General features: G+C 41.1%; 14 protein-coding genes. 8 read left to right on the top strand and 6 right to left on the bottom strand.

Annotated elements, in window-relative coordinates:
* Positions 1–6: 6 nt before the first annotated feature.
* Positions 7–3,384 (bottom strand): TonB-dependent receptor, encoded by a 3,378-nt coding sequence (locus MWU82_RS11095; RefSeq protein WP_247096429.1) that lies wholly within the window; start codon positions 3,382–3,384, stop codon positions 7–9.
* Positions 3,385–3,554: 170 nt separating this feature from the next.
* Positions 3,555–4,688 (bottom strand): FecR domain-containing protein, encoded by a 1,134-nt coding sequence (locus MWU82_RS11090; protein ID WP_247096428.1) that lies wholly within the window; start codon positions 4,686–4,688, stop codon positions 3,555–3,557.
* 176 nt (positions 4,689–4,864) lie between these two features.
* Here MWU82_RS11090 and MWU82_RS11085 point away from each other — a divergent pair, with 176 nt between their 5' ends.
* From MWU82_RS11085 to MWU82_RS11050, 8 genes are all read left to right on the top strand, one after another.
* Positions 4,865–5,422 carry an RNA polymerase sigma-70 factor gene (locus MWU82_RS11085; protein ID WP_247096427.1) on the top strand — a complete coding sequence of 186 codons (558 nt, stop codon included), beginning with the start codon at positions 4,865–4,867 and terminating at the stop codon, positions 5,420–5,422.
* 160 nt (positions 5,423–5,582) lie between these two features.
* On the top strand, positions 5,583–8,885 hold the full coding sequence (locus MWU82_RS11080) for an amidohydrolase family protein (RefSeq protein WP_247096426.1): 3,303 nt from the start codon (positions 5,583–5,585) through the stop codon (positions 8,883–8,885).
* A 107-nt stretch (positions 8,886–8,992) separates the two neighbouring features.
* Positions 8,993–9,595, top strand: coding sequence for a class I SAM-dependent methyltransferase (locus MWU82_RS11075; RefSeq protein WP_247096425.1), 603 nt, complete (start codon positions 8,993–8,995; stop codon positions 9,593–9,595).
* 375 nt (positions 9,596–9,970) lie between these two features.
* The gene (locus MWU82_RS11070) at positions 9,971–10,447 is read left to right on the top strand and encodes a (2Fe-2S)-binding protein (protein WP_247096424.1); all 477 of its coding nucleotides are present in this window, start codon (positions 9,971–9,973) and stop codon (positions 10,445–10,447) included.
* Positions 10,448–10,451: 4 nt separating this feature from the next.
* Positions 10,452–12,626 (top strand): molybdopterin cofactor-binding domain-containing protein, encoded by a 2,175-nt coding sequence (locus tag MWU82_RS11065; protein WP_247096423.1) that lies wholly within the window; start codon positions 10,452–10,454, stop codon positions 12,624–12,626.
* A 119-nt stretch (positions 12,627–12,745) separates the two neighbouring features.
* Entirely contained in the window at positions 12,746–14,620 is a 1,875-nt protein-coding gene (locus tag MWU82_RS11060; protein WP_247096422.1) for an ATP-binding protein, read from the top strand.
* An 8-nt stretch (positions 14,621–14,628) separates the two neighbouring features.
* On the top strand, positions 14,629–15,297 hold the full coding sequence (locus tag MWU82_RS11055) for a response regulator (protein ID WP_215949161.1): 669 nt from the start codon (positions 14,629–14,631) through the stop codon (positions 15,295–15,297).
* 266 nt (positions 15,298–15,563) lie between these two features.
* Positions 15,564–15,707, top strand: coding sequence for a hypothetical protein (locus MWU82_RS11050; protein WP_247096421.1), 144 nt, complete (start codon positions 15,564–15,566; stop codon positions 15,705–15,707).
* Positions 15,708–15,837: 130 nt separating this feature from the next.
* Here the strand turns inward: MWU82_RS11050 and MWU82_RS11045 are convergent, their stop codons facing one another.
* The 4 genes from MWU82_RS11045 to MWU82_RS11030 form a co-directional block, all read right to left on the bottom strand.
* Entirely contained in the window at positions 15,838–17,382 is a 1,545-nt protein-coding gene (locus MWU82_RS11045; RefSeq protein WP_247096420.1) for a glycoside hydrolase, read from the bottom strand.
* 159 nt (positions 17,383–17,541) lie between these two features.
* The gene (locus tag MWU82_RS11040; RefSeq protein ID WP_247096419.1) at positions 17,542–19,113 is read right to left on the bottom strand and encodes an arylsulfatase; all 1,572 of its coding nucleotides are present in this window, start codon (positions 19,111–19,113) and stop codon (positions 17,542–17,544) included.
* A complete protein-coding gene (locus MWU82_RS11035; protein ID WP_215949157.1) occupies positions 19,100–20,659 on the bottom strand; it encodes a RagB/SusD family nutrient uptake outer membrane protein in 1,560 nt (519 codons plus the stop codon). The genes MWU82_RS11040 and MWU82_RS11035 overlap by 14 nt, the downstream gene beginning before the upstream one ends.
* 12 nt (positions 20,660–20,671) lie before the next feature.
* Positions 20,672–23,719, bottom strand: coding sequence for a TonB-dependent receptor (locus tag MWU82_RS11030; RefSeq protein WP_247096418.1), 3,048 nt, complete (start codon positions 23,717–23,719; stop codon positions 20,672–20,674).
* Positions 23,720–23,865: the final 146 nt, after the last annotated feature.

Here is a 23,865-nt window from a genome sequence, read left to right as displayed (position 1 = left end):
TTTTGATTAAAGCCCTACCTGAATTCCAAAAGTAATTGTCTTAGGCGTTGGAGGGGTAAAATTTGAAACACCACGAACGAGGTTTTCACCTCCAATTTCAGGATCAAATCCATCATAACCAGTTAATCTTGCCGTAAGTAAGTTTTCACCACTTGCATATATTCTTAGTTTAGTCATTCCGAATTTAGAAGTAAGGTTATCGCCAAACGTATAACCAAGCGATACAAGTTTTAACCTAAAATAACTGGCGTCTTGAACCTGTAGGTCAGAAGGTCGTGTATTTCCAACGGCATCACCGCTAAGAGCTCTTGGCTGAATTCCGTTTCCAGGCTGAGACTCGCTTATCCATCTATCAAGCACACTAGTTTCTTGATTCATAATTCTAACACCCCCGCGATTCCATATATAGCCTCCGTCATATATATCTAAATTCGCTGCTCCCTGCCAGAACATGTTAAAATCGAATTGTTCCGTGTTTAGGCCCAGATTTAATCCAAATATATGTTTAGGAATTGGATTCCCAATCATGGTACGATCTTCTCCGTCAATGCGGCCATCACCATTAACATCCTTGAATCTAACATCTCCCGCACTAGTAGATGCTTCTTGATAATAGTCGAATCCACTTGATTGTGCCGCTGTATTCGCAGCATCTATCTCTGATTGGTTCATAAATAAACCGTCCGTCTTATATCCGTAAAAGTATCCTATGGGCAAACCTAACTCAGTCCTAGAATTTCCAGATAGAAAAGGCTGTCCAAGACCTAAGCCTTTTACATTATTTTCCATAAAGGTATAATTGGCACTTACGTTATAGCTTACTTTACCCAAATCACCTCTTTTAGTTATTAGAAACTCAAATCCTTTGTTACTCACTGAGGCTGCATTGACAATAGCATTACCGTCAATAGTTCCTCCATCTAGTCCTGTTCCATAACCTAACGACAATGGACTAGGTACAGCAAAAAGGATATCTTCGGTTTGCTTATCAAAATATTCTATCGTACCTGTAAGGGTATTGTTAAATAAGCCATAATCCAATCCGACCGTCAATGATTCCGTGGTTTCCCATTTTATTTCCGGAGAGGCGTTTTGAACTACGGTAGCTCCCGGTGCATCCTGTTGTGAAACCCCTAATGGATATCCAACTCCTTGTGAGTACACTGAAGATAGATAACGATATTGACCAATTGCGTCATTACCTGATCTTCCCCATCCTGCTCGCAATTTCAACTGACTAATTTCATTGATGTCATCGAAAAAAGACTCTTCATTTATTTTCCATGCTAACGACAACGAAGGGAAATAACCCCATCTATTGGTAGGTGAGAAGTTAGGAGAAGCATCTGTACGCATATTCACGGTCATAAGGTATTTTGACTTATAATCGTAATTAAGTCTTCCGAAATAAGATATCCTAGAATCAATAAATAAACTTTGGGTAGGTGCCTGTGGACTAGATGCAACACTGACTAATTTTATTTCATTTGAAGCGTATCCAGTGGCCCCAATACCTATTCCTCCTCCTTTTATACCATCCTGCCAAGTGTTTCCAAGTAGACCCGAAATATTGTGGTCTCCAATTTCTTTATTATAATTTATAAAGGATTCAACTATTGGTGAGTACAAATACGAACTTCTTTCTGCCATTGCGTTAACCGAAACATTTGAAGCTGACACATAGGTATCAGTCCATTGAAAAAATCGATCAAAATTACCTTTTAGTCCAGCCTGAATTGTATAGGTAAAACCTTCAAAAGGCTTAAGTTTTACATTAAGCTGAGTCTGATACGACAATGTATTGGTTTCAGGGTGGACCCTGTTTGGTACAGATAATGGGTTAGAAATGTCCGAGGCATCATTTATCCTATCAACATCGGTATATCCACCGATTTGATTTTCATCGTAAATTTCTTTGTAGGGCATATACCCCAGTACGTTTCTAAAACTAGGGTTTGCACCTTTAAGAGTTTTATAGCTTAAGGCCGTATTTAATGAAACATCAAGCCATGGCTTTAGGGCAAAGGTATTCTTGTTACGAAGATACGTTGCTTTTGAAGAGGACCCGATTGTAATACCCTCATCGGTACGGTGGCCAATTGCCGCGTAATAGGTCGCTTTTTCCGACCCTCCCGAAAAATTCACATTGATTTCAGAAGTATTACCAGTTTGAAAAATTAGGTCCTGCCAGTCATTTCGATCTACTCTTACGTCATCTGATAACAACAAAGGCGTAATAGTTTGGTTTGCATTTGTCAGTGCATCATGAACATAGTCTATGTATTGATCGGCATTCATCACATCCCTTCTGTTGGTTGTTGATTTTATACCGCTCCATACATTTACATTTACTTCCATAGCCCCTTTTTTACCACTTTTGGTAGTGACCAATATTACACCATTGGCTCCGCGGGATCCGTAGATAGCCGTAGATGAAGCATCTTTTAAGACCTCTATATTTTCAATATCATTAGGGTTTACAGTAGAAAGGTCACCTCCTAAAAAACCATCGATTACTATTAAAGGATCTGTATTGTTAAATGTTGTTATACCACGAATACGAATTTTACCCCCTGATACCTCTACACCCGGTGCCCGTCCTTGGATTAGGGCAGCCAAACTAGTTGCTTGGCGATCGCCTAAATCTTCTGACGATATTGAAGAAACGGCACCTGTTAGGTCACTCTTTTGTACAGACCCATAACCAACAATTACAACCTCTTCCAAAGCGGCAGCATCCTCCTGCATGACAACGGAAATGACAGACTGCCCGTTCACTGGTATTTCAACAGCTTTAAAACCAATAAATGTGATCATCAATATAGCGTCATCAGCAACGTTTATAGAGAAATTACCATCAAAGTCGGCTTGGACACCATTTGTAGTTCCTTTTTCAATAACATTTGCACCAGGTAAGGGGGTGCCATCTACATCCGATATAGTCCCTGTGACAGTTGACTGGACCAACTTTGGCTCAACAGAAACACGATCTATAACCGGCTGTTTGGTAACTTTACCTGTTGGGGCCTGCATTAAAATAACCTGAGTACCCTTGACTTTGTAAATAGTATTTGTGTTTTCAAATAACTGTTGAAGCACTTTGTAAATACTCTCTTTGTTAACTTGGAGGGATTGCTTCCGCTGAAGATCCACATGATCAGTATTATAAATAAAATTGAATTTTGTGTGTGATTCAATATTATCTATAATTTCTTTGATTGTTACGTTTTCGACATCCAAAGAAACTTTGGCTATTTGCGAATAGCTGTCATTGGCGTGCATACCCAGCAGGGCTGTGAACAATAGCAGTAAGGTCAATTTCATTTTTAAGTCAAATTTCAACACAGTCGTTCTCAACCAAAGGTCGTTGAAGTTTTTTTTCATAATTTTGAATGTTTGTTAGTGGTTAACTATTTAATTTGGTTAATCGCTTTTAATTACCGGGAAATGTTAGCGCATTTTCCGGTTTTGTTTTATAAAAAAAACAAAGCAATGGTGACTAAATTTTTATATCATAGGCATTAAGTTCTTTTGGTTATACTTTTGTTAGGATTTTACTTTATTATAACTCTGTTTCCCTTAATCTTAAAATCAATGTTATGGATATCATTAAAGTAGCCAAGCACTTCTCCGATGTCGACATTATCAAAACTCGCATGAAAAACCTCGTTTTCGATTTCAGCATTGGTGTTGACAATTTCTATGTTATAATGGCGCTCCAATTTTTTCAAGATGACTTTAAAGGTTAAATCATTAAAAATTATTTTACCCTGCATCCAAGAGGTGTATAGGCTTGTATTTACATCATCCACCGTTATACCCATTGAATCTTGATAAAATGTCCCTTTTTGCCCCGGTGACAATTCAACGGCACCCTCTTGTAAACGCTCTTTTTTGTTCAGATCCACTGCACCTTTGACAAGTACAACATCTATATGCTCATCCTCGCCATATGCCGAGATATTAAATTCCGTTCCCAGCACCTTTACATCCAGTTCATCAACATTGACAATAAATGGGTTCGATTCATTCGTGGTAACATCAAAATACGCCTCTCCGGTAAGGAATACCTGCCTAGGACCTTCACTTAAAAAATTCACCGGATATTTTAAGGAACTACCCGCATTTAGAAACACCAAAGTCCCATCAGAAAGCTCGACCTGAAACTTCTTTCCATTGGGTGTTTTTAAGGTATTAAACACCAGTTCTTCCTTTTTAGTTACTTGGGAATAGCTTATCTGATCTTGTCGCTGGACATAAACAATATTCCCTTCAGAGTCTTTAACTTCTTTGATTCCATCAACATCGACAACTTGAATAGTTCCGTTGCCCAATTCAAGGATTATGGAATCGTCCTTTGGCACAATTACAACTTGGTTTTGAGACGAAAAAAAACCTTGTTGATAGAAAAGCCCCAAGCCAATTAACAATACAATTAAAGCAGCATATTTTGTCCAATTTGGCAAAAGTCTCCGAACTGGTTTTTCCGTCTTATCTATTTGAAGACATACTTTGTTGTAGGCCTCATCTAGATTGTTTTCTATAGTAGCCAAATTTAGATCGTGGTAATCACGGACATAAGCTTCAAGCACGGCCTGATTGCTTGGGTCCTTCAACCATTTTTTGAATTCAATTATCTCCTTTTCCGTTAAAGTACCAAGAAGAAGCTTTGTTATATTTTTTTTCATTATATTCCTTAAAATTTAATTGCCTTTCGCTGACTTTGCCATCTTATTAAAGCAATCTTCATTGCGCAATACATAATCAATACTGTGAAAAATCATCAAACCCTTAAAAAGAATTAGAAAAAATTTTGATATTCGCACTAACCATATAAAATCAACCAAATCAATACCCAGTCATAATGAGCGAAATTGAGGCAGTAAATGCCATGAAGAAGGGCGATCGTAGTGCTTTCAGGTATCTATTCAATACATTTTATGATCGACTTGTGGCGTATATCACTACCTATACCCATGATAAAATACAATCGGAAGATATTGTACAACACGCCTTTATCCGGTTTTGGGAGGATAAGTCCAAATTGGACGAAACCAAATCCCCAAAGGCATATCTCTATGCCATTGCCTACAATAGATATATAGATACCGTTAAGAAGGCTAAAAAACAGGAGAAATTGCTTGGCCAAATTTGGGAGCGAGCTTTAGTGGATAGAATTCAGGAAGACTCCGACGCCCTGGAAGAGCGTATCCAAAAAATGAAACAGGTCATTGATTCCCTTCCCCCAAAATGTAAGGAAATCATCGTTTTGAATAAGATACAGGGGGTGAAATATAAAGAAATTGCAGATCAGATGGGGATTTCCGTAAAAACCGTGGAATCTCAAATGCGGATTGCATTTACCAAAATAAGAGAGGCTTTTAAGGAGGATTACGCACTTTTGTTTTTCTTGTTCAAGTAAGCGCCACGCACAGTCTCCCTACTTCGAGTACCACAACCTACACATGCTTTACCCAACGCTCAAAGCCACATTTCAAATGGGCAAATCAATACAAAGTGCTATCTTTAAAGTTTTATTTCTAACCTAAGTGCAGAACATTATTTTACTAGAATTACCTTCTATGAAAAACAGTATCCTATTCGCCCTTCTATTACTTATTTGCCATACCTCCTATTCTCAGGATAAAGAAGAAACCAAAAAAGATAAATGGGATGTCAATACCCCTGCCCTTCCCTTTAAAAATGTTTCCATCACTACCAACGAAGGGTCTTGGATAAGCCTGGACGTAAGTCCGGACGGGAGCCAGATCGTTTTTGATATGCTTGGCGATATCTATACCATGCCCATCAGCGGGGGCACCGCCACCCTGATACGGGGCGGCCATGCCTTTGAAGTGCAACCCAGGTACAGCCCGGATGGAAAACACATCAGTTTTACCAGTGATGCTGGTGGGGGCGATAATATTTGGGTGATGAATACAGACGGTTCCGAAGCCGAACAGATCACCAAGGAGGATTTTAGATTGGTCAACAATGCGGTTTGGTCCGTAGACGGAAACTATATTTATTGCAGAAAACATTTTACTTCAACCCGCTCTCTAGGTGCTGGCGAAATATGGATGTACCATAAATCTGGCGGTAAGGGTATTCAGCTTACCAAAAAGAAAAACGACCAACAGGATGTTGGGGAGCCTTGGGCTTCACCTGATGGTAAATATGTATACTATAGCGAAGACGTTTATCCGGGTGGGGAATTTCAGTACAACAAAGACCCCAATAGCCAGATATATGTTATAAACCGTTACAACCTGGAAGATGGGGAAATAGAACGGGTAACTGGTGGACCAGGAGGGGCCATACGCCCTGTAATTTCACACAAAGGTGACGTAATGGCCTTTGTAAAAAGGGTAAGGGAGAAAACAGTGCTTTATCTGCATGACCTTAAAACCGGGAGGGAATGGCCCGTTTACGATCAACTTAGCAAAGACCAACAGGAAGCATGGGCCATATTTGGACCCTATACCGGATTCAACTTTACCCCAGATGATACTTCCATCATAATCTGGGTCCAGGGCAAAATCAAAAAAATTGACCTCAATTCATTAAAGGCCAGCGATATTCCCTTTGAGGCCACGGCAGAACACAAGATCGTAAATGCTTTAAAATTTAAAAACGATGCAGCTCCGGAGACCTTTACCCCAAAGGCTATACGCAATGCCGTAACCTCCCCAGACGGAAAAACACTAATATTTAACGCCGCCGGTTACCTTTGGAAAAAATCACTGCCCAATGGTACCCCTGCCCGACTTACCTCCGGAACGGATCTGGAATATGAACCTGCATTTTCCAAAGACGGCAAATACTTAGTGTACGTAACCTGGAACGATGAACATATGGGGGCCTTACATAGGTTGGACCTCAGCTCCAATAAAAGTCGCCCAATTAAACTGACCACTGAAAAGGCAATTTATAGGGAGCCAAACTTTTCCCCAATCAACAACAACCTTATTGTATACCGAGAAGAAGATGGCAATCAACATCAGGGATATGTACATACCAAAGAGCCCGGGATCTATCTTATGGAAATAAGTGAATCCAGAAAATCCGGAATCAACTCCAGTAAAAAATTAGTAGTAAAAGAAGGTATATTTCCAAGTTTCAATAAGGATGCCACTCGGATCTACTACCAAACTGGAGGATATCTCTTGGGGAACATCACCAAGACCCTAAAATCTGTCAACCTTCAGGGTAAGGAAGAACGGGAAATTGTAAAATCCAAATACGCACAACGAATCATCCCCAGTCCGGACGATAATTGGTTGGCCTTTACCAATTTGTACAAAGTATATATTGCGGCCCTGCCCAAGACAGGAAACACCATTGAATTGGACGGAAATGCCACCAATGTTCCAGTAGCACAGGTAGCCCGTGATGCAGGCATTAATCTACACTGGTCTTCGAATAGCGACAAACTAAACTGGACTTTGGGCGATGCCTATTTTAATACCGCCATCAACCAACGATTTACCTTTATGGAGGGAGCTCCGGATAGTATTCCGGCTATGGACACTGTAGGTCTTAAAATCAACCTAAGCCTGCCAACGGACAAACCAAAGGGAACCATCGCCCTAAAAGGGGCCAGGATCATTACCATGAACAATGATGAAGTTATAGAGAGTGGCACCATCATCATCAACAACAATAAAATCACAAACCTTGGCTCCAGCGATGTAGTCAATATCCCTGCCGATGCCAAAATTTTGGATGTTAGCGGAAAGACCATAATGCCAGGACTAGTGGATGCGCATGCACATCTTAGTCATTTTAGGTTTGGTTTGAGTGCCCAAAAACACTGGCCCTATTATGCCAATTTGGCCTATGGGGTAACCACTACCCACGATCCTTCAGCCAATACCGAAGTGGTATTTTCCCAATCGGAAATGGTTAAGGCCGGAACTATGGTAGGCCCTAGAATATTCTCCACCGGGGTTATTTTATACGGAGCGGACGGCGACTTTAAAGCTACGGTAAACAATTTGGAAGATGCACGTTCCGCTATTCTAAGGACCAAGGCCTTTGGTGCGTTTTCCGTAAAAAGCTACAATCAGCCCAGGCGTGACCAAAGACAGCAGATCATTAAAGCGGCCCATGAGAAGCAGATAGAAGTGGTTCCGGAAGGAGGATCTACCTTCTTTCACAATATGTCCATGATTTTGGACGGACATACAGGTATAGAACACAATATACCGGTGGCACCCATATATGATGATGTCCTAAAATTATGGTCGGCCAGCGAAACGGCCTACACCCCTACCCTTATCGTTAATTACGGCGGATTGAACGGGGAATACTTTTGGTACCAGACCACCAACGTTTGGGAAAATGAAAAACTTTTAAAATACACGCCAAGAAGCGTTATAGATGCTCGTTCCAGACATCGTACCATGGCACCTATTAAGGAATATGAAAACGGTCATATTTTAGTTGCCAATGCAACCAAGAAATTGGCCGATGCCGGCGTAAAAATAAACCTTGGTGCCCATGGGCAATTACAAGGCCTTGGCGCACATTGGGAACTTTGGATGTTGGCCCAAGGGGGAATGAGCAATATGGAAGCCTTAAAAGCAGCCACTATTAATGGAGCCTCATACCTAGGAATGGGAGATCAACTTGGTTCCTTGGAACAAGGGAAATTGGCCGATCTGATCGTATTGGACAAAAATCCTTTGGAGGATATTCAAAATTCCAACTCCATAATCTATACCATGATCAATGGACGTTTATACGATACCGAAACTATGAACGAGGTAGGGAACTATGACAAGCCTAGAAGCCCTTTCTATTGGGAGATGAGCGACTACGCCCCTGCTTTTGATTGGCATGGGGAAACGCATACGGGATGTTCTTGTGAGGTAGGACATTGATATAGTGCGTTTAAGACCAGCTTGAATAGGCACGCAGTCCGCATAAGCCTGCGATGAATTTTTGTTGAATTTTTCAATGACAACGTTTGTCTAGAAAATATACTGTTATGTCAGAATTTTGGGAAACGAATTTTATTGGAAAACAGGCAATGTGGGGCTTTGAACCTGCAAAATCAGCTGTTATAACAAAAGAAATTTTTATAAAGCAATCCGTTAAAAACGTGCTAGTTCCAGGTATTGGTTACGGTCGTAACGCACAAATTTTTATAGAGAACGACATTAATGTTACAGGGATAGAAATTTCCAAAACAGCCATTGCACTAGCAAAAAAACATTATGGAAATGGCATGACCATTTATCACGGATCTGTTTCCGCAATGCCTTTTGATGAAAAGAAATATGATGGCATTTTTTGTCATGCCTTGATCCATCTTTTGAACAAGAACGAAAGAATAAAACTAATCCAAGACTGCTATCACCAACTGGGCAAAAACGGTTATATGGTTTTTACTGCAATAAGCAAAGATGCCCCAAATTTCGGCAAAGGAAAAATGATCAGTAAAGACAGGTACGAAGTTCATGAAGGTGCCAAAATTTATTATTACGACAGGGAAGCAGTACACGCCGAATTTGACCAAGCTGGGCTAATCGAAATTGTGGAGGTAAAGGAAGACCAATCCATGTTTTTAATTAAGTGCAAGAAAAACTAAAAAAACTCTAGTTTGGGCAGCGAGGGCACGAGCGTGACGCTCGCGCCAGCGACTGAAGGAACAATTTATTGCATCTTAGTGCAGTAATGGAGCTATGGCTCCTTCCCCTGGACCTGTGCTGAGCGGAGCCGAAGTATAAGGGAAGGGGGATCCTCCGCTAGTAGTGGACGACGGAAGGGATTGGAAGCCTAAGTCCTAGGTGAAATGAAGGGAACTAGGTAAAAGTCATGGCGTTCAGGATATGTAATCTTCCCCGCGAGGGTCATCAGCACTATTCCTATCACTTTAACAAATGCCCGATTTTCCAAAAATTTTCAAGCCCCAAATAGGCTACATCCTTCTTTTTCAGTAATTTAATAGAAAACATTGTGTATCATGGCTACGTTTCAACTGGATATTAATAATTCAAAACATACTGTAGAAGTTGCCGAAGGCACTTCCTTACTCTGGGTGTTGCGCGAACATTTGGGCCTTACCGGAACCAAATATAGTTGTGGCATAGGGCAATGTGGGGCATGTATGGTGCATATTGACAATCAACCTGTGCGGGCCTGTCTTCTTCAAGTAGACAATTATGCCGACGGACAAAAAATTAAGACCATAGAAGGTTTGTCCAAAAACGGGGATCATCCCGTACAAAAAGCGTGGATCGAGGCCCAAGCACCGCAATGCGGTTATTGTCAGTCCGGGCAGATCATGCAGGCCGTAGCCCTCTTGGAAAGCAATCCCAATCCCACAAGGGAGGAAATAAAGACCCATATGAACGGCATCCTTTGCCGCTGCGGCACCTACCTGCGTATTATCAAGGCCATTGAATTGGCCTCCAAAACCCCAACATCCATTAAAAACTAAAGCCATGGTTAAAACGAAAACCGAAATTAGTAGAAGGAAGTTTCTGAAATCATCCTCTGGGGTGGCTCTCTTTATCGGCATATCCGGTATACTGCCGCAAATGATATCCTGCAAAGATCCAAAAAAAATTAAGGAACAACTCGCCCAACAGCCACTTACGGCCTGGGTGAAATTGTCCGAGGACGGCTTAATTACCATATATAATCCGGCGGCCGAAATGGGACAGGGATCCATGACCTCCTTACCACTTATATTTGCCGAGGAGATGGATGCCGACTGGTCTATGGTGAAGGTGGAATTTTCCCCACAAGAATCGGAGATCTACGGTTCCCCGGGATGGGCCCCGGGCAGTAAGCTAATGTTTACGGTAGGCAGCAGGACAACAAATAGCTACTACAATGTTATGCGAAAAGCAGGCGCCCAGGCCCGCTATGTTTTAATAAGCAGTGCTGCCAAACATTGGGAAGTACCCATAGAGGAACTTACAACATCCAATAGTCATGTACTTCATGGAAAAACCAACCAAAAAATAAGTTACGGAGCCCTGGTTCCTTTTTTGGAAATGCCAGAAACACTACCCGACCTTAGCGAAGCACAATTAAAGAATCCCAAGGATTTCCAGCTGGTCGGAAAAGACATTCCCCGTACCGAAATCCCTGCCAAGGTAGACGGTAGTGCCATGTTCGCCATAGACATCCGTTTGCCGGGAATGGTTTACGGAGTTTTGGAAAGAGGCAACCTCCACGGTTCAAGGCCCAGCCTGACCAATGAAGCCGAAATTCTGGCCATGGAGGGGGTTTTAAAAATAATCCCCTTGGATTATGCCATAGGAGTCGTGGCCAAGACCCTGGAACAGGCCTTGAATGCCAAACAAAGCCTAAAAATAGATTGGAGCGAGTCCAAGGCAAGCGGTCACAACTCACAGGAAGTATATACCACCTATAAAAAAATAGCCTCACAAAAAGAAAAGGGCAAGGTCATCATAGAAATTGGCGATGTTGCCAAGGCCAAAAGAACGGCCGCCAAAACCTATGAGGTGGACTATAAAAACGATTATGTATACCATGCCCAAATGGAACCGCTGAATGCGGTGGTGAAGGTTGCGGAAGACGGTGGCAGTGCCGAAGTTTGGGTAGGTAGCCAGCAGGGTATGGACACCAAGTTGGGAGTGCCCAAAATTCTCGGAATAGCCCCGGAAAATGTTAACGTACACTTGCAATATTTGGGAGGTGGATTTGGCAGAAGAAGCATGAACGATTTTGTGGAGGAATGTGCCTACCTGGCAAAAGAAATGGCACCACTTCCCGTAAAACTAATATGGACCAGGGAGGACGATGTTACCTATGGCGCCTTTCGCCCCCTTTCCTTACAGCGACTTACGGCCAGCACAGATTATAATGGGAACATCACTACATTTTCGCACGCTGTGGTAGGTGACGGAGGAAACTTGGTGGCCAGTGCAGTGGCCAATGACCACTATGATATCCCCAACCAATTTGCGGAATGGAAAGAAGCCTCCAATGGCATTCGCCTAAAACATTGGCGTGCCGTAGGACATGGCCCCAACAAATTTGCCATTGAGTGTATGCTGGATGAAATTGCACGGGACCAAAATTTAAATCCTTTGGATCTTAGGAGAAAATTAATGACCAAAGCACCCCGGGCATTGGCTACACTGGAAAAAGCTGCAGAAATCTCCCGTTGGAATACCCCTTCTATTGAAGGTAGAGCCAAAGGCATGGCCTTTGTGGAACACGGGTCTTTGGGAACAGGAGTGTGTGAAATATCGATAGACCGAAGTACAGGAAATATCAAAGTACACCATTTTTGGATTGCCTTGGATGCCGGGGTGGTGGTGCAACCAGACAATGTAAAGGCCCAAATGGAAGGTGGCATCATTATGGGCATGAGCAGTGTTCTCAAAGAACAAATTACCATTGTGAACGGCCGGGTACAACAGTCCAATTATCACGATTATAATTTACTTAGGATGCAGGATATCCCTGATAGTGTTGAAACTGTAATCCTTGAATCGGCAGAAATTCCCGAAGGGGTAGGAGAAACTGCAACACCCATGGTGGCCTGTGCCATAGCCAATGCCTTTTTGAGATTAACGGGGAAACCACTGCGCCATTTGCCTTTCTCACCAGAGCGCGTGCTGCAAGCTTTGATCAGTTGATTCTTTCCAAATATAATACCGAAAAAAAACCCGAGCTATTACAAAATGGGTTTATTTATTTTGATCTCTAAATCAGAAATGTCCTTCAATAATCTGAAGGCTTTTTGTATTTTGGGGGGATGAAATTTAAGTTTGGCCTGTCCCTCATTTTTGTCCTTATTTACAATTGTTGTATAGCAGCTTTGTTCTCTGAAAATGGCATTGCAAATTCCAATTACTACTATTTTGCTACAGTTAAAAAACCAACCGACTCATTAGAACAACTCAAAAAACAAATTGGGGGTTTTGCTAAAAAGAAGGACTACCAAAACGCTATTGTCCATTCCAAAAAATTGCTCTTAAAGGCCAAATTGGCATCGGACAGTAGTTATATAAACAATGCCTATTGGAGGCTGGGATATTATTATAAAATATTGGATCAATTGGATTCCGCCTACTTCTATTTTGACAAAACCTATTCCATGAATTTAAAGTTACATGACAGTATTGGAACTGGAGACCGATTGCTGGATATGGCCAACATTCAGAAAAGTCTGGGCGATTACAATGGCGGTATGATTACCGCAACCGAGGGTCTAAAATATCTGGAAGGCTCCAATGAAATAGAATCTATCACCGGTCTGTATCAAACAATTTCGGTCTGTCAGAAAGAATTAGGAAACGACAAGGAAGCCCTACGCTGGAACGACAAAATTTTTAGCTTGCTAAACGCACATCCTTCCGCGGACATAACAACGGAAAATTTGTCGGTTATTACCATCACAAGAGCTAATATCCTGGCGGAACTGCGCAGATACAATTCCAGTTTTAGCATTTTGGATAGCATAGCACGAAGTACCAAAGGGAATAATCAAATTCAATATTCACGCGCCATTTGTAATATGGGCCATTTTAAGTGGTTGGAAAACAAGAATAACCCAGAGAGCGAGTCCCTCCTCTTAAACTCCTTGGAAATACGGCAGGAATTAAATACGGTTTCCGGATTAATATCCAGTACCATTCATTTGGCAGAATATTATTTTGAAACCAATAAACCCTTGGCTTTGGCCTATGCCCAAAAAGCCTTTGCCTACTCGAAAAAACTAAATAATTCCGTCGCTATTTTGGAAGCTTTGGATTTACTATTGCCCTTAAAAAAATCCTTAGGACAGGATGTTTCCGAAGAGGCCATCTTTTATTCCAAGGTGCAGAACAAGCTTGAAAAAACAAAACAGGCCGTTCGTTCTATTTATGCCGCTACGAAATATGACAACGACACTTTAGAAAAAAGGAACCTTATGCTATTGGCCCAAGTTGCCAATAAAGAAAAACAGAATATTATGGCTCTGTCCGCCACAGTAATTTCAATTATTGTTATTGTGTTTGTGGTCTTTTATAAAAATCAACAGAAAAAAAAGGAGCAATTGGAGGTGGCCTATAAGACCGAGCTACGCCTTTCTAAAAAATTGCACGACGAACTTGGCAATGATATTTTTTACCTCATGACCCAAGTACAAAAAGACCCTCAGGAAATAGTGGCTTCCGAAAAGGTCATAATTCTGGAAGGCTTAAACACTATTTATAAAAGAATAAGGGATATCAGCAAGGAATATACCGCCATTGATACAGGTGAAAACTTTGAAAAGGAATTTTTGGCCCTTCTTAATTCCTATAGCTCTCCCAAAACTAAATTAATAACCAAGGAACTGCCTTCGGATTTTTGGGACAACGTATCTGCAGAAGCTAAAATTGAGGTATATAGGGTACTGCAAGAATTACTGGTCAACATGAAGAAACATAGTCAGGCTTCCATGGTCGCCATTACCTGTACCAAGAACAATAAACAAGTTGTAATTAAGTATGTGGACAATGGAGTAGGTTTTAATACAACGGAGAATTATTCAGGAAATGGACTTAAGAATGTGGAAAACCGCATGAATGGTATAAACGGAAATATTAATTTCGATTCCAAACCGAACGAAGGTGTCACGGCTACAATTAAGTTTGCCATTTAAAAATACATATGCGATTTGATAAAATATTTATATCTGAGGATATAGACAGCAATAATTTGGGGGTTACCACCATGCTTCATTCATTGGGATACAACAATATTGGCCATTCCCAATACTGTGACGAAGCCCTTTTGAAACTGAAAAGGGCAATCCTCGATGGCACGCCTTATGATCTGTTAATAACCGATTTGTCCTTCGACGATCCCAGGAATAAAAAAAAACTTCAAAACGGCCAGGAACTTATTACGGCTATAAAAGAATTTTATCCAGAAATAAAAGTGGTGGTTTTTTCTGTGGAAGACAACCACAACACCATAAAATCCTTATTTGAAGACCAGAAAATTGATGGTTATGTTTGCAAGGGTTTGAACGGACTAAGAGAGCTTCAGAACAGTATTGAAGCTATTGCCAAAAACGAATCCTACACCTGCCCCATTGCAACTGCCGCCCTACAGCAAAAAAACACCCTGGAACTGAATGATTATGACCAAAAATTGTTGTCCTTATTGGCCATAGGCTATAAACAGAATGAAATTAGCATATTGCTCAAAGAGGACGGCATTTCACCCAATAGTATAAGATCAGTTGAGGCTAATATCAGTAAGTTAAAGGACTATTTCGATGCCTCAAATACCACCCATCTAGTTTATATAGCTTCCAACATGGGGCTGATTTAAATAAAAATCAACTATAACGATGAGCTCCAAGAGCGCTTACACTTTTTATCCTACAGTGAACCCAAATACAGCAATAACCATTGTCGTATTTATTTATGCAAAAATTTATTGAATTCTATATTACCGCCATTTCTTATAGTTTATAAAACGCGCTTGCCGCTTTGCTCTCCCCTTCCAACCCTGGACCGCTCCATTCCAAATCCAATGAAGGCTTTCCCTTTTGAATGGGCTTGTAAAATACCCGAAACGAAGGCAAAAACGGTTATATGATTTTTACAATAACAACCAAGGACGCCCTACATTCTGGCAAAGGAAAACCAATCAGCAAAGACCAGTACGAATTTCATGAAGGTGCCAAAAAACCTTTTATTAAGACAGGGAAACCGTACATGCTGAATTTGACCAAGTAGGACTTTACGAAATAGTGAATGTAAAGGAAGACCAACCCATATTTTTATTAAGTGCATAAAAGACTAAAAGAACTCTAGTTTGGGCCCAGCATGTGACACGGGCGTAACGCTCACGCCAGCAAAGGGATTTTTATTCGGCTAAATTAAAAACCAAGGTCGTTACAGATTTTCCGGCTATTTCAATTTTACCCCCATCCCTGACATTATCGTTCATTTTTTGAAGGTCATATTGGTTATTGGTCACAAAGCGTTCCATACTGGTTGAATGTAAATCGGTATTATTCAACTTTAAATCGATAGCTTTTTCCTGCTGGTTTACGGCAACAACCACAAGGCTATTATCGATATTTTTATAGGCGGATAGCAACACCCCGGCCTTTAGGTTTTCCTCTGTATTATAATCATCATAGGCAATCGATACCCTCTTGGCCCCGGGCCTAATAAACCTTGAATAATTTCCCAAGGCCCAAAGTAATTTGGAGCCGTAGAAATTCCCATCCCTGTTTTCCTTATCAACATAAATTAATCCATCCTTAAAATCGTAAGGACTCATGGCCAACCACCAGTGCCAAGCACTGGCATTGGCAATAGTTAGATCGGCATGGATAAGACGGGCCACATAAAGTGCCGTCTGCATGCCCAAATCCCTGCCTTTTCCTTTAATCTCCTCATTGTTCTCCAAAATACAGTATTCGCTCATCCAATATTCCAAAGAAGGATACTTAAGCAGTTTTTCGGCGATTCGCCCCCTTTCCTTTTTAAGTTTTGAAATATTCCAGGTAGTAAAATAGCTATGTGCCGCCACCTTTGGAGCCACCGATTTTAAATTGGCTATATAGTTGGGACTCTCAGGGCTAAAAAAAGTTTCAATTTGGTTGCTCCTGTTATTATGCTTTTCTTTTTCCCCTGTTAAATAGTCTATGGCCCCGGCCTCCGTAAGTTCTATTTTGGAATCTATTTTCTGTTGGGTAAAAACGGAATCGATTACCCTTGTGGCATTGGCCAATTCATTATTGTTCCAAGGTGAACCTTCCTGTCCGCCTTTCCACTCCCACTGGGGCTCGTTGAACGGACTTATATAATCGAAATCTATTGCTAGACTATCCTTAAAATGTTTTAGTATCCGCGCAAGAAAGTGGGCATAATCAACATAGTTATCCTGGGATAAATTGGCCACCAAGCCATCATCGGAATGTGCCTTATTGTTTCTGGTCAATTGTATTGGCGGACTATTGACAAAAGCAATGAATTGGCCCACCCCCCGATCTTTTGCCGCTTGTAAAAACCACTGTTGTCCTGCTTGCTTTCGCCAATCATAACTCCCATCATCCTGTAAAAAGCCTTCGGCCCTTCTCCATGGATCCTTTATACCACTTTCTTCACCTTGGGACGTACTTCCTGCCCCAATATTAAAACGCCATGCCGAAAGGCCCACCCCTCTTGGTGATCCATCCGGATTGTTATCCAAACTAAATAACCACTCGGCCATTTGTTTCTTTTTTTCATTGGGCCATAAGCCTATATACTGGGCAGCCCAAGCATCGGAGGCTGCAAAATTGTGAATGGTCTGGAAATGGGTATTCTTATTTATTTGGACCTCTATTGCAGGATTGTGTTGTGCCCCCGCCCAATTAAAGGCGCACCAAATGAAGTATAATTTTAACCAATTTTTCATCGCTGCTATTTACGGATTCTATAGTGAGAAAAAATAATTTTTTATCCTAAACAACACTTATAGATCTGTTGTAATGGACGAAACAAATTAATAAAAAGAACCCTATACATAATGATAGGGCTCTTTAAAAACTAAACTAATCTAACTACTAATAATTTTTTATTCTACACTCAAATAGGTGCCTTGATCAAAAGTAAATACTTCGGAAGGTGTCCTTGCCTCCTTAAAAAGCAATTTCATTTCCTCTACAATTTCCGGATATTCCTTGGCAACATTATTTTCTTCTCCAATATCGGCATCAAGGTCATAAAGTTCCATCTGGTCCTCGTTCGATGCAAAAACATTGTATTTCACAGCTTTCCAATTGCCTTTTCTAATGGCTTGTCTGCCACCTTTCTCATGAAACTCCCAATACAGAAATTCGTGTTTTTTTTGCTCTTTTTCCTCTCCCAAAAGGGTTGGTAAAAAGGAAACACCATCTAAAGAAGGTGGGACTTCCATATCGGCAATACTTGCAAATGTTGGAAATACATCCCAAAATGCAGATACATGATCTGTTCTAGTATTTGGTTTAACGTGTCCGGGCCATTTAACTATTAAAGGAACCCTGATTCCTCCTTCATAAAGATCCCGCTTGGTTCCCTTGAACGGACCGTTGCTATTAAAATAATCCGGGTCGGCACCACCTTCGGTGTGGGGGCCGTTGTCCGATGTAAACATTACTATGGTATTATCTGCAATACCCAACTGTTCCAATTTCGCCATAATCTCACCAACTTGATTATCCAAAATATGGATCATGGACACAAAGGCGGCATGGGTTTCTTTCTGTGATTCATAAGGCCCATTTCTATATTCAGGTCCATCATCCACACCTTTATAGGCCTTTTCAGGAGGGAATTTGCCCCTGTATTTTTGCATTATTTCCTCTGGCGCTGCAAGTTCTGCATGTGGTATAATAGATGCTACATAGAGAAAAAATGGATTATCCTTGTTGAATTCAATAAAATCCAAAGTTTTCTCATGGATAAGCTGGGGAGCATAAATCCCTTTTTGCTTCCCTGAATTTTCCTCCAGCACCAAGGAATCTGTATTGGCCCACAGGTGACGTGGGTAGTAATTATGTCCAAGGCGTTGGCAATTGTACCCAAAAAAAGTATCGAACCCTTGGTTCAATGGATCCCCTTCCGAACCTGGGTAACCAAGCCCCCATTTACCAAAAGCACCGGTGGCATAACCAGCTTTTTTCATGGCCTCCGCCAATGTATAGGTATTATCGGGAATGGGATACTGCCCCTCGGGCTGTATTTCCTTATTGCCTCGCACAAACGTATGGCCTGTGTGCATACCTGTCAACAATGCAGATCTAGACGGGGCACATACCGTACTCCCGGAGTAATGTTCGGTAAAAAGCATTCCCTGCTCAGCCAACTTATCTATGTTGGGTGTGGTAAACTTCTGCTGTCCGTACGCACTTAGATCCCCATAACCCAAATCATCTGCCAAGATGTAAACAATATTGGGTTTGGCAGCCTTTTCCTGGGTGCTATCAGTTTTGGATGCATCTGTTAGCTGTCCCTTGTTTTTGCAAGAGGACAAGCCGATAATCAATAATAAAAATATAACTAAATAAGAAGGTTGTCTCATCATTGAAATGGTATCATAAAAACCATGGGGCAGATTAAATTTGCCCCATGGAAGTAACTTAATTTTGGCATTATCTGTAGCCATTGTTGGTAGGATCCGACTCCAATAAATTTGGATTCAATTCCAATTGATTCTGTGGGATAGGTAATAAAACATGGTAAGGCTGTATGTTGGCAGCCGGATTGTTCCACGCCCTATGTTGAACCGTCTTAACCCTGTCCAACAAAATACCCCAACGAATAAGATCCATTCGGCGATGTCCTTCTGCACTTAGCTCAAATTTTCGTTCATCGTACATGGCTTCCCTAAATTGAACTTGTGACATTCCGCTCCAAGGTTGATCTGGTTCAAAAGCGCGTTCCCTTACTTTATTCACATAGGCAAAGGCATTACCCGGGCCATTGGCTTCGTTTTCAGCCTCAGCCGCCATAAGATATACGTCAGCTAAACGGAATACGATATAGTTCTCAGGGTGATTGCCACGCAATGAATTTTCCTGGTCCAAATTCCAATTTTTACGAAAGTATGGGAAAGATAATTTCCACCCTAAATATTCGGTAACAATAGTAGCATCATAGCGTAAATCCCCATCCTGCCAATTTTCCCTTAAGGCAAATTCTGGCAAAGGCACTGACCAACCATAACCGGTCATATCTTCACTTCGTTCACGCAAAAGGCCTTGAAATATATTAACCTTGGAACCGGAAACCCCGTTTACCACAGTATCCTTATTACGGTTTGCAGGTTCGTCCCTTATACGTGGGTTGTAATCATCTGTTCTTGTAGTAGACAATTCACCTACTAAATCTGCCTCAAAATCGATTACAAAAATATATTCATCATTGTATTGGTTGCTTGGATCCGATTGATCGAATACATCGGCATAATCATCCAAGAGCCTATGTGGACTTTCATCAATTACCTTATCACATTCAATTTTCGCCAATCCCCACTCTTTATCAAAAAGATGATACTTGGCCTTAAGGGTTGCTGCGGCCCATTTAGTAGCCCTACCCAAATTACCACCGGAATAAGAGGTCGGCAACAAGTCAAAAGCCTTTGCCAAATCTGTTTTCATAGCGCTTCTTATTTCCGCTTTTGGCGTTCTACCTAGTGTGGACCTTTCTGGCACTGGTAATTGCTCGGTATAAAAAGGAACGTCTCCCCAAAGATTGGTCAAGTGATAATAAGCCAACGCTCTTAAAAACAAAAGCTCTCCCACTCTTTGATCTCTGGCTTCTTGCGATAAACTTTCATTACCTTCAATATTCGAGATAAACTCGGTAGTATTGTTTACCACACGATATAGGTAAATCCAGGTACCATTGCCATCTGCCGTACCTTCTTGTATAAGATAATTGTGTATCTCATTGTTCACGTTTCTACTGGCCGCCTGTATGTCGGCACCGCTTGTGTAATAATTGTCCAGTCCGCGTTGTGCGTAAAGGTTGTTATTGTGAAATAACCTGTAGACACCGTTTACAGCAAGTTCGGCTTCTTTATCGTTGGTGAAAAAAGAATCCGGGGTAATCTCGTCCCTTAAATCTTCTTCCAGAAACTTGTCACATGAGCTCAAAATAATTAAGCCCATAAGCAACATCAAAAATTTGCTCGTTATATTAGTTTTCATATCTGTTTTTTTTTAAAATTCTAGTTTTACACCTAGGGTTATTGTCTTAGCATAAGGATATTGGCCAGAAGCAAAACCCTGGGAAACAGAACCTAGTCCGCTACCCGCTGTAAAAGCATTTACTTCTGGATCTCCCAAAGTAAAGTCTGACCAAAGGAAAAGGTTAGTTCCGGTTACATAAACATTCATTGAGCTGAATACACTTCCAAGCCCTTTTGCTTCCATAGGAATGTTATAGTTCAGAGACATAGTTTTTAATCTTAGATAAGAACCATCTTCTATGTTCAAATCACTATTTACATTAAATAGACTATTGGATGGTCCCGCCCTTGGGATATCGGAAGTTTCATTTACTCCTGCTATCCAACGTTGCAATACGATAGGATCCACATTTTGTTCACCCCTACCATAGTATGCTGTCTGTGTTCGTACGTTCCAGATTTCGGCACCATAACTTCCGTGAAAAAATACATCCAAGGATAGATTTTTATAGGTAAAGGTGTTTCTAAATCCTCCATAAAAATCCGGTATTGGACTACCAAGTACCTGAAAGTCTTCGTCATTAATATTGGTATCGCCATTTACATCTTCATATCTAGGACCACCAATAAACGAGCGACCCGCCCTACCATCTGCCGTAATCTCTTCAGCAGTCTTATAGGTACCTAGGTATCTAGCCCCTACAAAGGTTGGCAGTGCCTCCCCAACAATCAACCTAGCAGAGTTACCTCCTTGATTTCCTGTTGATTGCAAAGAGATATACTCCTGATCATCCAATTCCAATATCTCACTCTTGTTAGAAGATATACTAAGATTGGACTCCCAAGTAAAATTATCGTTCTGTACATTTATGGTATTTAGACCAAATTCGAAGCCCCTGTTCTCTACAGATCCTAAATTCTGTAATTGGGTAGTTGAATTGGCTCCTACCTGGCCAGATAAGGCCACGGACAATAGTAGGTCATCTGTTGTCTTTTTATAATAATCGGCTTCAAAGGAAATCCTATTGTTCAAAAATCCAAGTTCTAGACCTATGTCCATTTGCTTGGTTGTTTCCCAGGTTAAACCACTACTGGGAACTTGTCCAACAAGTACTCCATTTACCTGAGAACCATTAAAGACGGTCGTTGTATTGGCATAAGTGGCTATGGAATTGTAAGCGGCAACACCTTGTTCCCCCACAATACCATAACTACCTCTTATTTTAAACCTGTTGATTAGATTGGAATCTGCCATGAACTCTTCTTCATCAACGTTCCAAGCTGCACCCACAGAAGGGAAAAAGGCATATTTATTACCTGTCTCAAATACAGAGGACCCATCATAACGTCCTACCAAGGTAAGCAAGTATTTACTTTTGTAACCATAGTTGACACGACCCAAGAAAGAAGTCAGGGTTCGTTGTCCATATCCGGAACCAACCAGTGCTGTTTCTGAATCACCCAATGCCAAGTTATTAAACGAAACTACGTCATTAGGAAAATTATCGGCTTCGGCAAACGTACTTTCGTTATTGTCCTTCTGCCAAGTAAAACCTCCCAATACTTTTAAGGAATGGTTCCCCAAATCCACGTTATAATTTAAGGTATTCTCATTCAATAAACTCTTGGAGAAATTGGTATTGATCCTACCAAAACCACCATTTACACGTTCGGGAAGAATCCCAGGCAAGTAGTTATTCTGCTTTACATAGTTTAACTGTGCACCAAAAGTAGATTTAAAAGAAAGGTTTTTTGCCAATTCATACTCAGCATAGGCATTCGTAATGATTTGGGTAACCAAGTCGTGATCCACTCTATGTTGTATATCCGCTTCCGGGTTTCGTTCCAGACCAGCACTTATAGGATTTTCAAAAGAGAAACTTCCATCTTCAAGGTAAACAGGTCGTATAGGCAATACGCTAGAAACAATGTTGCCATAATCTACTTTATTGTTTTCAATTTTGTAATGGGTCAAGTTTGTCCTGATCCCGGTCTTAAGCCTATCGGAAACCTTTACATCCACATTGGTTCTAAAGTTTACCCTTTCCAAACCAGAACCCCTTAACAATCCCTTTTGATTGTAGTAGTTTCCAGATATAAAATAATTGGCATTTTCAGAATTACCGGTAATGGATAGATCGGTATTGGAGATAGAACCTGGTTGCTCTACTAAATCCAACCAATCAGTTGTCGTAGTATTTTCAGGATCCAGCACCAATGGTAAGGAAGTATCCGTAAACCCGAAACCGTCAGGTCCAGGTACAAACTGATAAGATTCATTTTTATAATCGATAAAATCCCGTCCTCCCAGAATATTGATCCGGTTGGCCGTTTCCTGTATACTTTGATAATGATTAATGGCAATTACCGGTTTTCCTGGCGCCATGCCCTTACCATTTTTGGTGGTAATAAGGATAACTCCGGAAGCCCCCCTGGTTCCATAGATCGATAGGGCGGTGGCATCTTTTAAAATCTCAACAGATTCGATATCGTTGACATTTATAGTATTAAGATTAAAACCAGTACCGGCTATAAATCCATCCACAACATAAAGCGGATCATTGTTCCCGTTAATGGAGCTATTACCCCTAATACGAATGGTAGCACCCGTACCCGGTGTTCCATTGTTGGAGGTAACCTCCACCCCAGTAGCCCTACCTTGTAAGGCCTGGTCTACCCTAGCCACGGGCTGGTTTTCCAAGACGTCCGATTTGATAGAAGCCACAGAAGATACCAAATCTTTTTTGGTAGAGGTACCATAGCCTATGACCACCACCTCATCTAAAAGGGAAACATCTTCCTGAAGCACTACATCAATAGTAGTAGACTTTCCTACCTGAACACTTTGAGTAATAAAGCCCAAATACCTAAATTCCAAAACAGCGCCTTCAGACGCGGCAATGGAGTAATTTCCATCAAAATCCGCAACAGCTCCTGTAGTAGTCCCTTTGACCAAGACATTCACCCCAGGAAGGGGCTGACCTGTTTCATCGGCGACCGTTCCGCTTATAATTTGCTGAGCTTGAAGCGATACTATACTGAAAAACAGTAGAAGTAATAAAATTCTTTTTAATTCCATATTGGTGTTTGTTGGTTAATAATTAGATCGATTATTCCACAACAATCGACATGGTGTAAATATAAAATGGGACATAGGAGTATAAATCCCAATTTGGTGCAATAATGTTGCATTTCCTTGATTTAAAGGCCTGAATAGCCTAATTT

Source organism: Arenibacter sp. S6351L (assembly GCF_023016025.1).
Taxonomy (GTDB): Bacteria; Bacteroidota; Bacteroidia; order Flavobacteriales; family Flavobacteriaceae; genus Arenibacter; species Arenibacter algicola_B.
This window is presented reverse-complemented; position numbering and strand designations above follow the sequence as displayed.